Source organism: Streptomyces sp. NPDC007971 (genome assembly GCF_042958635.1).
GTDB lineage: Bacteria > Actinomycetota > Actinomycetes > Streptomycetales > Streptomycetaceae > Streptomyces.
This window is the reverse complement of record NZ_JBIBJK010000007.1, coordinates 433,063-444,733: the sequence shown is the minus strand read 5'-3', so window position 1 is coordinate 444,733 and position 11,671 is coordinate 433,063. Positions and strand designations below refer to the sequence as shown.

Below are 11,671 nucleotides of genomic sequence, written 5' to 3'. Positions count from 1 at the left end.
CAAGCAGACCCACCCACTTCGGCTCATCCACCGTCACCACAGCACCCACATCAAGATCATCACACGTCTGAACAGGGCTTACGGGACACCGTTTAATCTCCCTGGCTGCGCAAGGTCTCCTTGAGCTTGGCGATCGCGAAGCCCCACCCTTGAGTCAAGGTCGGGTTCGCGGGCACCGCGATCTCTTCCGGATTGGTCAGGACATCGAGGAGCACGGGGCCTTCGGTGGTGAAGGCTCGGTGGACCGCCTCCTCCAGGTCGTCGGGATCGGTGACACGGATGCCGGTGATGCCCAGGGCCGTGGCGACTGCGGCGAAGTCCGGGTTGTCGAGCTCTGTGCCGAACTCGGGAAGGCCGGCCTGCTCCTGTTCGAGTTTGACCATCCCCAGGCGGCGGTTGTCGAAGACGACGAGTTTGACCGGGAGCCGGTAGGTGCGGATGGTCATGAGGTCACCCAGCAGCATGCTGAGGCCTCCGTCGCCGCAGAAGGCCACCACCTGGCGATTTCGGTCGAGGAGCTGTGCGCCGAGTGCCTGGGGCATGGCGTTGGCCATGGAACCGAGGTTGTAGGAGCCAAGGAGCCGTCGGGTGCCGCGCATACGGACGAACCGCGACAGCCACACCGTGGCCATGCCGGTGTCGGAGGTGAAGACGGCATCGTCGGCGGCGGCCTGGCCGACGGCGGCGGCCAGTGCCTCGGGGCGGATCTGGTGCTCCCGGTTGTCCAGAACGGAACGCACTTTCCCGACCAAGGTGCGATCGTGGCCGGGCGTGGCGAGCCTCTGCTGCCCCTTGCACCACTGCGCGTACTTCTCCTGGGCGCGGGCCAGGTGATCACCGTCGCGGTCGCCGCTGAGGCGGTCGAGCAGTGCCCGTACCGTCGGGCCGACGTCGCCCACCAGCCCGAGGTCGACGGGGACGCGGCGGCCGATGTGCTCGGCGGCCGTGTCGACCTGGATGACCTTCTTGCCGGTGGGATACCAGTCGCGGTACGGGAAGTCGGTGCCCAGCAGCAGAAGAGTGTCGGCGTCCTGCATCGCCTCCGCGGCTGCCGGGTTGCCGATCAGGCCGGTCTGCCCGACCTCGTAGGGGTTGTCGTGTTCGAAGCCCTCCTTCGCCTTGAGCGTGAGGACCATGGGGGCGGCGAGCCGCTGAGCAAGCTGGAGTACGTCGTCGCGGGCCGAGCGTGCGCCCCGCCCCACGAGGAGCGTCACCTTCTCCACGCCGTTCAGCAGCGCCGCTGCCCGTTCGAGGTCGGGGTCGTCGGGGCGAGTGCGGTGGTCGGCGAGGAAGAAGCGCGGAGTGCGGTCGTCGGGCACCTCCAGGCCGCCGACATCCCCTGGCACGGTGAGGACCGCGACGCCTTGGAGCGCGACGGCGGTGCGTACCGCGATCTCGAGCAGGCCGGGGAACTGCTCCGGGGAGGTGACGGTGGCCCGGAAGGCGGCGACGTCCCGAAAGAGGAGGTCGTTGTCGACTTCCTGGAAGTAGTCGGTGCCCACCTCGGCCAGCGGCACCTGGCCGGTGATGGCGAGCACGGGGGCGTGGCTCTTGGCCGCGTCGTAAAGGCCGTTGAGCAGGTGGACGGAGCCGGGGCCGACGGTGCCCATGCACACCCCGAGCCGGCCGGTCAGCTGGGACTGCGCACCGGCCGCGAATGCGGCCGCCTCCTCGTGCCGGCAGCCGATCCATTCAACCGAGTCGGCACGCCGGATGGCGTCCGTGATGGGGTTGAGCGCGTCGCCGACCACGCCGAACACCTGGCGGACGCCGAGTTCGGCGAGGCTGTCGACGAGTACGTGCGCGACCGAGCGAGCCATGTGTCTCTTCCCTGGTTGGCTAGATGGTGAAGTGGTCGGGGTCGGCCGCGGCCCAGTCCTCGGCCCAGCTCGACGGCGGTTCGGCGAGCAACTGCCCCGGTTCGAGAGGGTTGTAGAGCCGGTCACCCGACAGGACAGTGGTCGGGTTCACGCGCCGTCGCAGCATGTGCGGGCGCAGCTGGGCGGGATCGGTGACGCCCATGGAGGCCATGATCTGCAGGGCGCTGTGCACGGTCGCCTCCTGGAAGCGACGCACCCGTTCGGCCTTGTCGGCGACGTCCAGGGCGCGGGCCCGGCGAGGGTCCTGTGTGGTCACTCCGGTCGGGCAGGTGTTGGTGTGACAGCGCTGGGCCTGGATGCAGCCGAGTGCGAACATCATGGCGCGGGCGGCGTTGGTGTAGTCCGCGCCCTGGACGAGGCGCTTGACGATGTCGGCGCCCGTGGCGACCTTGCCGCTCGCGCCGATCTTGATCCGGTCCCGCAGGCCGGTGCCGACCAGGGCGGCGTGCACGGTGGTCAGGCCCTCGGTCAGCGGGGTACCGAGGTGGTCGGCGAACTCCAGGGGCGCCGCGCCCGTCCCACCCTCGGCGCCGTCCACCACGATGAAGTCCGGGGTGACGTCCTCGGCGAGCATCGCCTTGCACACGGCCAGGAACTGCCTCCGCGAGGTCAGGCAGAGTTTGAATCCGGTGGGCTTGCCGTGGGCGAGCTCCCTCATGCGGGCGATGAACTGCACAAGTTCCCGCGGGGTTTCGAAGACGCGGTGGTACGGCGGTGAGATCACCGTCTGGCCCTGGGGCACCTCCCGGACGCGGGCGATCTCGGCGTTGACCTTGCCGCCGGGCAGGACCCCGCCGATGCCCGGCTTGGCGCCCTGCGAGAGCTTCAGCGACACGCACTTGACCTGAGGGTGGGCGGCCTTGTCCGCGAACTCCCGGTCCGAGAAGTCGCCGTCTTTCGTACGGCAGCCGAAGTAGCCCGTTCCGATTTCCCAGATGAGGTCGCCGCCCGGCTTCAGGTGGTGCTCCGACAGGCCGCCCTCGCCGGTGTCATGGGCGAAGCCTCCACGCGCGGCGCCCTCGTTCAAGGCCAGGATCGCGCGGGTGGACAGGGCGCCGAAGCTCATGGCGGACACGTTCAACAGCGCCATGTCGTAGAGCTGGGTGCAGCCCGGTCCGCCGACGCGGATCGTCGGAGGATGGCTGGCGACCGGTTTGGGCGCAAGCGAGGGAACCAGGTACTCGTATCCGATGGCGTCCACAGCACGTTCGGTGCCGAACGGCTCTTCGGCGTCCGTTCCCTTGGCCCGCTCGTAGACGATGGAGCGCACGTCGCGGTCGTAGGGACGGCCGTCGAAGTTGCGCTCGATGAAGTACTGCTGGAGTTCCGGCCGTACGCCTTCCAGCAGGAACCGCATGTGTCCCAGGATCGGGTAGTTGCGGAGGATGGAGTGCCGGCGCTGCAGCAGGTCGCTCACACCGACGGCCGTCAGCGCCAGCAGCACCACGGCCGGTACCCAGCACCATGCGGTGACGAGCAGCGCGAGGGCCACGAACACGACGGCGCAGCTCACCACCACCGCGAAGAACAACAACCGGGCCAAGCCCGAGACGAACGCCCGCACTCTTCACTCTCCTACGCACATCGTGGGAACACTGCGCCCGTCCCCACGCAGAACTGGGGCTCCCTCGGCGGACCGGATGCCACCGACGAGCCGGCAGGACGAGCATCAGGCGTTCGTGCCGCGCGCGGGAATCCGCTCCAGCAGGCCACGCAGGTCGTCGGCGTGCTCTTCCTCCTGAGCGAGCAGTTCCTCGAACACCCGCCGGGTCGTTGGGTCGTCATTTCCGAGCCACTGCACGATCTCCGTGTAGGAGGCCACGGCGACACGTTCGGCCACCAGGTCCTCTTTGAGCATCTCGACCAGGTCCGTGCCGGCGTCGTACTGGGCGTGGGACCGCTTGGTGAGCGTGTCGGGGTCGAAGTCCGGCTCACCGCCGAGTTGGACGATGCGCTCCGCGAGCTTGTCCGCGTGCTTCTGCTCCTCCTCGGCGTGCTCCAGAAACTCCGCGGCCACTGGCTCCGAGTACAGGCCGGCCGCCGTGTAGTAGTGCCGCTTGTAACGCAACGTGCACACGATCTCCGTGGCCAGCGCTTCGTTCAGCACCTTCAGGACACGTTCCAGGTCCGCGCCGTACGCGTCGGTCACCGGCCCCTTGTCGATCTCCTGACGGGCCCGCTTCCTGATGGTTTCGATGTCGGTGAGGAACTCGGCCACGACAGACGAACCGCCCTTCCAAAGCGCGCCGGATACGTCCCGGCATGACTACTGATGTGGTTCGCCGCTTACCCGCTCCGCGGCCGTCTACTACTCCAGCAACCAGCAGCCGCGTTCCCTCGCACCCCGGTGGCATGGCCGCATGACGCCGCCCAGGCAGCGCGGCAGCCCTCCTTCTTGTGCAATGGGCATGGTTCCCTTGCCGCGCTCGCGCGGAGCGAAGAACGCCTCAACCTGGCGCGTCTTGCCGGCTCGGTCCCGGAAAGTGATCGGGACCGGCGGCCACAGCGCTTCGGCTCGGTGACCTCTTCACAGACGAAGGGCGCGGCCGCCGTCCTGCGCGACGCCACACACTGGGACGACGTGGTCACCGAGCTCGGCTACGAGCACCTGCGCCGCCACGACCTCCGGCACACCGGACTGACCTGGTTCGCCGACGCAGGCGTGCAGGTCCACGTCCTGCGACGCATCGCCGGCCACGGATCCCTGACCACCACTCAGCGCTACCTGCACCCGGACGTACACAAGATCACGGCCGCCGGGGCGGCGCTCTCCGCGCACCTCAGCGTGCTGCGCGCACCACGCTCACTGCCGAGCCCGATCGTCGTGACCCGCTGACCTCGGTCAAGGACGCCGGTCCCCAACTGGTCCCCAACAATGATCAAGGGCCGGTTCCGGATACCTCCGAAACCGGCCCTGACCTGCGACTGTCTCCAGTCGGGACGACAGGATTTGAACCTGCGACCCCTTGACCCCCAGTCAAGTGCGCTACCAAGCTGCGCCACGTCCCGGTGCGACCTCGCGCGGGGCTTTTCCGCGCGATCACGCAGGTCAACCCTACCGCACACGTGCGGGTGCCGGTGCCGTCGCGGCCGTGGCGGAGCCCACCGTGCGGCTGGTGCGGCCGACCGGGACGAGGAGGGCGGCGCCTGCCGCGGCCAGGCAGAGCAGGGCGAGCAGGGCCCAGCCGTGGGTGTAGCCGGAGGCGTAGGGCAGTCCGGAGGGCTGGAGCCTGCCGGTGACCAGGACGCTGGTGAGCGCGGCACCGATGGACCCGCCGATGGTGCGGATGTTGGCGTTCATGCCGGTCGCGGCGCCGGTCTGCTCGGGCGGCACGCTGCCCACGATCAGGTTGGCCATCGAGGCGAAGGCCAGTCCGATGCCGAGTCCGAACAGGCCCGCGACGACACCGATCTGCCACCGCGCATCGTGCCAGAGGGTCAGGAAGCCGCAGGCCAGTGCGCCGAGGGCGGCACCCGTGGTGAGCAACGCCTTGGCGCCGATGCGGGGTTCGAGCCGTCCGGCCAGGACACCCGAGAGGAACATCGCGATCAGCATCGGCAGCATGAGCAGTCCCGACTCGGTCACGCCGGCCCCGAAGCCGTAGCCGGCCGCGGGCGGCATCTGGACGAAGCCCGGCAGGAAGGACCAGATCGCGTACATGCCCGCGCCGAACAGCAGGGCGGCCGCGTTGGTCGTCCACACCGCGGGCAGCCGCATCACACGCAGGTCGATCAGCGGGGTGCGGGAGCGGGCCTCGTTGGCCAGCCACAGCGCGAACAGCACCACGGCGGCGGAGCACAGGCCCAGCACCTTCACCGAGCCCCAGCCCCACTGCCCGGCCCGGCTGAGCGGGAGCAGAAGGGCCACCAGCCAGGCCGACAGCAGCCCGGCGCCGAGCCAGCCGACCTTGCCCTCGGCCCGGCGGGGCGACTCGGGGACGTACCGCAGGGCGATCAGGACGGTCGCGGCGACGACGGCCACCGGGATCCAGAACAGCCAGTGGTAGTCGAGTGCCGAGACGATGGGGCCCGCGGCCACCATGCCGACACCGCCGCCCGCGGCGATCACGGCGGACAGGTTGCTGATGCCGGCGCCCACCTCGGACGGGCGGAACTCGTCGCGGATGATGCCGAAGGAGAGCGGGAACAGGGCGCCGCCTGCGCCCTGGACGACCCGGGCGACGATGAGCACGCCGATGTCCGGGGCGAGCGCGGCGACCAGACAGCCGGCGAGAACGGCGAGCAGGACCGCGACGAGGGTGCGTTTCCTGCCGACGAGGTCGCCGACGCGACCGAGGATGGGGGTGAAGACCGAGGCGGACAGCAGGTACGCCGTCATCACCCAGGTCGCGGTGGACTGCGAGGTGTGCAGCGCGTGCTGGACGGTCGGCAGGGCCGGTGCGATCAGCGACTGCAGCATGGAGAACACACCGGCACCGGTCGCGAGGACCGTGAAGGTGAGACGGGTGGACGTGCGGGGCATGAAGGAGCCTCTCCGGAATCCGGGCGCGGAGGGTGGGACGGCTGAAGGGCGGGCGGTGCGCCGCGCGCAGGGCCCGTACCTCCGGGGTGCGGGAGGCCGGCGCCGGGACGCGTCCGGCCACGGCGGAGCCGCCCCCGCGCTGCTAAAGTGGAGGTACCCCTCCACTGTAACGGAGGCATCCCTCCGGTTCAACCGATTCCCTTCCGGGAGGCAGCAGTGACGGCCCCGCCGTTCCCCGTCAGCGACATCGTCGCGTCCCGCCGGCCGCACCGTAAGGACGCCGCCCGCAACTACGACGCCCTGCTCACGGCCGCCCGCGAGGCGTTCGCGGAGCACGGCGCCGAGGCCTCGCTGGAGGACGTCGCCCGCCGCGCGGGCGTCGGCATCGCCACCCTCTACCGGAACTTCCCCACCCGCCGCGATCTCTTCGAGAGCGTCTATGCGGACGAGGTGAACGCCCTGTGCCGGGCGGCCGTGGAGGTCGCCGGCCGGGAGCCCTGGGAAGCCCTGACGACCTGGCTGAACCGGTTCACCGGCTACATGGTCACCAAGCGCGCGGTCCGCGAGGCGCTGGACGACGAGTCGGACATCTTCCTGGCCTGCCGCGAGTCCATGTACGCGGCCGGCGGTCCGCTGCTGGAGCGCGCCCAGAAGGCGGGAGCGGCCCGCACCGACATGGACTTCGGCGACCTGCTGCGCATGGTCGCCGGCATCACGGCGACGGCGTTCGAGGACGATGCCCAGCGCGACCGGGTGCTCGCGATCGCGCTGGACGGAGTACGGGCCGGCCGCTGAGACCCCACGGGTGGCACGCTCCTGCGCGTCCTGTCACGCGCGTTCGAGCACGAGGTCGAAGCGGGCGTGCCGGAACGGGTTCGGCACCCCGAACGCGCGGGCCAGGGAGGGGTCGTCGGTCGGGGCGAAGTCCTGCACCAGGCTGTCCTTGACGGCGAACACCGCGTCCGAGTCCAGGTAGGCGTCGCCGGCCACGAAGACGTGGGTGGTGACCGGGATGTGGCCGTCGGCCTTCGCGATGAAGTGGATGTGCGCGGGACGGTAGGGGTGGCGGCCGGCGGCCCGGAGCAGCGTGCCCACGGGTCCGTCGACGGGGATCGGATAGGAGCTGGGCACACAGGTGCGGAACCGGAAGCGGCCCTCGGCGTCGGCGGTGAACAGGCCGCGCCCGTTGCCGGGCGGCTGGACGTCGGGCCGCTGGACGTCGTAGAACCCGTTCGCGTCGGCCTGCCAGACGTCCACGACCGCGCCGGGCAGCGGGGTGCCGTCGGTGGAGCGGACCCGGCCGCTGATCACACAGGGTTCGCCGTCGCCCACCAGGTCGATGCCGGCGCCGAGCTCCCGCACCGGGGACGCCGTCTGGTGGAAGGGGCCGAGGACCGTCGACTCGGTGGCGCCGGGTGCGCGGTGCCCGTGCAGCGTCTCGACGAGCATGGACAGGCCGAGGACGTCCGAGAGAAGGATGAACTCCTGCCGGGTGTCCGTGCAGGCCTGGCCGGTGGCCGTGAGGAAGCCGATCGCCCGTTCCCACTCCGCCTCGGTCAGCCGGGTCTCGCGGGCGAAGGCGTGCAGGTGCCGGACGAGGGCGGTGAGCAGGTCGCGCAGCCGGGGGTCGGGCGTGGCGCGCAGGCTGTCGACGGCCTGACGGGTCACGGTGCCGACGGCATCGTCCGGCGCAGCGGCTGCGCCCGATGCGGCAGCCCCGTCCCGTCCAGCACCTCCGCCCGGTCCGGCTGTCCCGTCCGATGCTCCGGCTCCGTCCGCTTCGGCGACCCCGCCGGATCCGGCTGCTCCGCCCGGTGCGGCAGCTCCGCCCGCCGGGGCCCCGTCCGATGCGGCTCCGCCCGGTCCGGCGGCTGTTTCGGTCACGACGTCTTCGGTGGTCATAGGGGATCCATGCCCCGTCGGACGCCGATCGCCTACTTGATGACCGCGTTGGCCACCACCACGACCACCCCGAGCACCGCGTCCACCAGACCGATGAGGACGGCGCGGGGCCACCTGCGCGCCGCCCAGCGCGCGGTGACCAGCCCGAGGACGAAGAGGATGGCGATGTTCAGGGCGAACACCGGGTACTCCACGCCGTTCGGCGGCCACCAGCCCCAGCCCGCGCCCGCGAGCAGGAGGACCGTCGGCAGGACGGCCGTGACCAGCGGCCACTCGTCCCGCAGGGCGCGCAGGGCGTCCCAGCGGCTGTGCGGGGCTCGCTCGGCGATGTAATGGGCGTAGCCGTGCGCCATGGCGGAGGCGAACGCGGTGACCAGCAGCCAGAGGGCGTCGTAGCGGCGGCTGGCTGCCGAGCTGTGGCCGTACTGGGTGAGCGCGGCGACCATCGAGCTGGCGAGGACGGCGCCGTAGACGCCGCCGAACAGGACGGCCTCGCGCATGTCGTGCTGCCGGTGCGGCTCGACGGCAGCGGCCGTGGAGTCAGCCATGCTCCCCACGATCACCCGGGCCCCCCGCGCCCGCCAGTGGGCGCGGCCGGTCCGCACGCCCCGACGAAGTGTCCTCCCACCAGCCCCGATGCCGCACACACTGTCGACGGCCGCGCGGCACGGCCCCTGGTTAGGCTCGCCTCATGACGCACAGCTTCACGCTCCACATCCCCGACGCCGATCTCGAACCCGAGCCCCTCGACCCGGAGCAGATCGTCTCCGGGAACCCCGAGGTGACCGGGAAGGTGGTCTGGGAGTCGCCGGACGGCCGGCAGATCCGCGGGATCTGGCAGATCACGCCGGGCGTGGTCACCGACACCGAGGCGGACGAGCTGTTCGTGGTCGTCAGCGGGTCGGCGACCATCGAGGTCGAGGGCGGGCCGACGCTGACGGTGGGCCCCGGCGACATGGCCGTGCTGCGTGCGGGCGACCGTACGACGTGGACCGTGCACGAGACACTGCGCAAGGCGTACTCGATCAATCTGTGAGGCCGGGCGGCGCCACCGTCGTCCCGCGGACCTTCAGGGTCGGTACGGCCAGCTGCACGCGCCCCTCGCCCCCGGGCCGCTCGAAGCGGTCCAGCAGGCAGCGGGCGGCGCGTCGGCCGACCTCGTGCGGAGCGGTGTCGACGGTGGTCAGCCACACATGGCGCAGCCGGGAGATGCTGGTGTTGTCGTAACCGGCCACCGACAGGTCCCGCGGCACCCTCAGGCCCAGCTCCCCGGCCGCCGAGAGCGCGCCGACGCACGACATGTCGTTGACGGCGAAGAGGGCCGTGGGCCGGTCGGGGCGGCTGAGCAGCCGCACGGTGCCCCGGTAACCGCCCTCCTCGGTCAGGTCGCCGGGCTCCACCAGGGGCTCGGCGCCGTGCGCCCGCATCGCCGCCTCGAAGCCGCGCCGGCGCAGTTCGCCGACCGCGCCGTGGCCCGCGAGATGGGCGATCCGGCGGTGGCCGAGGCCGAGCAGGTGCTCGGTGACCAGCCGGGCCCCGTGCTCGTCGTCCCCGGCGACGACGTCCACGTGCGGCGGCTGCGGCTCGCGGGCGCCCGCCACGACCACCGGCATCCGCCGCGCCAGCGCGCCGATCGCGCCCGCGTCCGGCACCGTGCCGACCACCACCAGGCCGTCGGCGCCCAGGTCCAGGAAGGGTTCGGCGAGGTCGTGGCCGATGCGCCGGCTGAGCCGGGCGTCGGCGAGCAGCATGTGCAGGCCGGCCGCGTGCAGCAGGGAGTTCAGGCCGTCGAGGAGGTCCACGAACCAGGGGTTGCGCAGGTCGTCGAGGAGGACGCCCACGGTCCGGGTGCGCTGTTCGCTGAGGCTGCGGGCGGCGGCGTTCGGGCGGTAGCCCAGCTCCCGTACGGCGGTCAGGACGGCGTCCCGCTTCTCGGCACGCACCTGGCCGGAGCCGCGCAGCACCAGCGAGACCAGCGACTTCGACACTCCGGCCCGCTCGGCCACGTCGCGGATCGTCGGCGGTTTCATGACTTGGACCGTTCCATGGAGCAGACCGTGCTGTCAAAGGGTCGACACAGGACCGTTCTCCGTTGCCCGAGGGTTGACGTGCGGACCATGTCCGTACAAAGGTGGCCCGGACAGGATGTGGACCGGTCCAAAGAGGGGCTGTCATGGTGGATGCGCTCGGTGTCGCCGTCGTCGGGTTCGGCTGGATGGGGCGGGTGCACACGCAGGCGTACACCCGCGTGCGGCACCACTATCCGCAGCTGCCCCTGCGTGTCGAGCTGGTGACGGTGGCCGAGGAGGTGCCGGGCCGGGCCGAGGAGGCCGCCGAGCGGTTCGGGTTCGCCTCCGCCACCCGCGACTGGCGCGAGGTGGCCGCCGACCCGCGCGTGCAGGCCGTCAGCATCACAGCGCCCAACTTCCTGCACCGGGAGATCGGCGTGGCGTTGGCGCAGGCGGGCAAGCACCTGTGGATCGAGAAGCCGGTGGGCCTGACCGGCGAGGACGCGCGCGCGGTGGCCGACGCGGTCGCCGAGGCCGGCGTCCAGGGCACGGTCGGCTTCAACTACCGCAACGCGCCCGCCGTGGAGGCCGCCCGCGAGCTGATCGCCTCCGGCGGGATCGGCACGGTCACCCATGTGCGCATCCGCCTGTTCAGCGACTACGCGGCCCACCCGGACGGCGCCCTGACCTGGCGGTACGAACGCGAGCGCGGCGGCAGCGGGGTGCTCGGCGACCTGGCCTCGCACGGCGTCGACCTGGCCCGGTTCCTGCTCGGGGACATCGCCTCCCTGACCGCCGACACGGCGGTCTTCGTCCCGCAGCGGGCCCGCCCGACGAGCGCCACCGCGGGTCATGCGCTCGCGTCCGGCGGCGAGCCGGGTCCGGTCGAGAACGAGGACTACGTCAGCTGTCTGCTGCGGTTCGCCTCCGGCGCGCGCGGGGTCCTGGAGGCCTGCCGGGTCTCGGTCGGCGAGCAGAACAACTACGGCTTCGAGGTGCACGGCACCCGGGGTGCGGTGTTCTGGGACTTCCGCCGCCTGAACGAGCTGGCGGTCAGCCGCGGTACGGCGTACCAGGACCAGCCTGTGAGCACGGTCTACGTCGGCCCGGGCGACGGTGAGTTCGCCGCGTTCCAGCCGGGCGCGGCCAACGCCATGGGCTACGACGACCTGAAGGTCATCGAGGCGTACCGCTTCCTGCGCTCGATCGCCGAGGGCAGGCCCCACGGCACCACCCTGGCCGACGCGGTGCGCAGCGCGGCCCTGCTGGACGCCATGGCCGCGTCGGCGGAGAGCGGGACGTGGGTCGACCTGCGGGCGTCGTAGGCCTGTTGCTGCGCGGGGCGACCTGCCGGCGGCGCAGGCCCGTTGCTGCGCGGACCGGCCCGCCGGTGTCGC

10 protein-coding genes, 1 tRNA gene and 1 pseudogene are annotated in these 11,671 nt (G+C 71.5%); 4 read left to right on the top strand and 8 right to left on the bottom strand.

What is annotated here, in order from left to right:
• Positions 1-92 precede the first annotated feature (92 nt).
• The 3 genes from ACFZCP_RS17890 to ACFZCP_RS17880 form a co-directional block, all read right to left on the bottom strand.
• Positions 93-1,820, bottom strand: coding sequence for a thiamine pyrophosphate-dependent enzyme (locus ACFZCP_RS17890; protein WP_391427939.1), 1,728 nt, complete (start codon positions 1,818-1,820; stop codon positions 93-95).
• Positions 1,821-1,839: 19 nt separating this feature from the next.
• A complete protein-coding gene (locus ACFZCP_RS17885; protein ID WP_391427963.1) occupies positions 1,840-3,378 on the bottom strand; it encodes a glutamate synthase-related protein in 1,539 nt (512 codons plus the stop codon).
• Between the two features lie 171 nt (positions 3,379-3,549).
• On the bottom strand, positions 3,550-4,098 hold the full coding sequence (locus ACFZCP_RS17880) for a ferritin-like domain-containing protein (RefSeq protein WP_391427938.1): 549 nt from the start codon (positions 4,096-4,098) through the stop codon (positions 3,550-3,552).
• 324 nt (positions 4,099-4,422) lie between these two features.
• Here ACFZCP_RS17880 and ACFZCP_RS17875 point away from each other — a divergent pair.
• Positions 4,423-4,716: pseudogene (locus ACFZCP_RS17875) on the top strand (tyrosine-type recombinase/integrase); the annotation flags it as partial.
• Positions 4,717-4,815: 99 nt separating this feature from the next.
• Here the strand turns inward: ACFZCP_RS17875 and ACFZCP_RS17870 are convergent.
• Together ACFZCP_RS17870 and ACFZCP_RS17865 are read right to left on the bottom strand one after the other, a co-directional pair.
• Positions 4,816-4,889 (bottom strand) — tRNA-Pro (locus ACFZCP_RS17870).
• Between the two features lie 46 nt (positions 4,890-4,935).
• On the bottom strand, positions 4,936-6,363 hold the full coding sequence (locus tag ACFZCP_RS17865; RefSeq protein WP_391427937.1) for an MFS transporter: 1,428 nt from the start codon (positions 6,361-6,363) through the stop codon (positions 4,936-4,938).
• Between the two features lie 216 nt (positions 6,364-6,579).
• Between ACFZCP_RS17865 and ACFZCP_RS17860 the strand changes: the two genes are divergently transcribed.
• A complete protein-coding gene (locus ACFZCP_RS17860; RefSeq protein ID WP_391427936.1) occupies positions 6,580-7,158 on the top strand; it encodes a TetR family transcriptional regulator in 579 nt (192 codons plus the stop codon).
• Positions 7,159-7,191: 33 nt separating this feature from the next.
• On the opposite strand, the gene ACFZCP_RS17855 is transcribed toward ACFZCP_RS17860, so the two are convergent.
• The gene (locus ACFZCP_RS17855) at positions 7,192-8,031 is read right to left on the bottom strand and encodes a dioxygenase (RefSeq protein WP_391427935.1); all 840 of its coding nucleotides are present in this window, start codon (positions 8,029-8,031) and stop codon (positions 7,192-7,194) included.
• A 266-nt stretch (positions 8,032-8,297) separates the two neighbouring features.
• A complete protein-coding gene (locus ACFZCP_RS17850) occupies positions 8,298-8,813 on the bottom strand; it encodes a hypothetical protein (RefSeq protein WP_391427934.1) in 516 nt (171 codons plus the stop codon).
• Positions 8,814-8,956: 143 nt separating this feature from the next.
• Here ACFZCP_RS17850 and ACFZCP_RS17845 point away from each other — a divergent pair, with 143 nt between their 5' ends.
• On the top strand, positions 8,957-9,301 hold the full coding sequence (locus tag ACFZCP_RS17845) for a cupin domain-containing protein (RefSeq protein WP_391427933.1): 345 nt from the start codon (positions 8,957-8,959) through the stop codon (positions 9,299-9,301).
• On the opposite strand, the gene ACFZCP_RS17840 is transcribed toward ACFZCP_RS17845, so the two are convergent.
• Positions 9,291-10,295: a LacI family DNA-binding transcriptional regulator gene (locus ACFZCP_RS17840; RefSeq protein WP_362682221.1), complete on the bottom strand. Its 1,005-nt coding sequence runs from the start codon at positions 10,293-10,295 to the stop codon at positions 9,291-9,293. The genes ACFZCP_RS17845 and ACFZCP_RS17840 overlap by 11 nt on opposite strands.
• 143 nt (positions 10,296-10,438) lie before the next feature.
• Between ACFZCP_RS17840 and ACFZCP_RS17835 the strand changes: the two genes are divergently transcribed.
• Positions 10,439-11,599: a Gfo/Idh/MocA family oxidoreductase gene (locus tag ACFZCP_RS17835; protein ID WP_391427932.1), complete on the top strand. Its 1,161-nt coding sequence runs from the start codon at positions 10,439-10,441 to the stop codon at positions 11,597-11,599.
• Positions 11,600-11,671 lie beyond the last annotated feature (72 nt).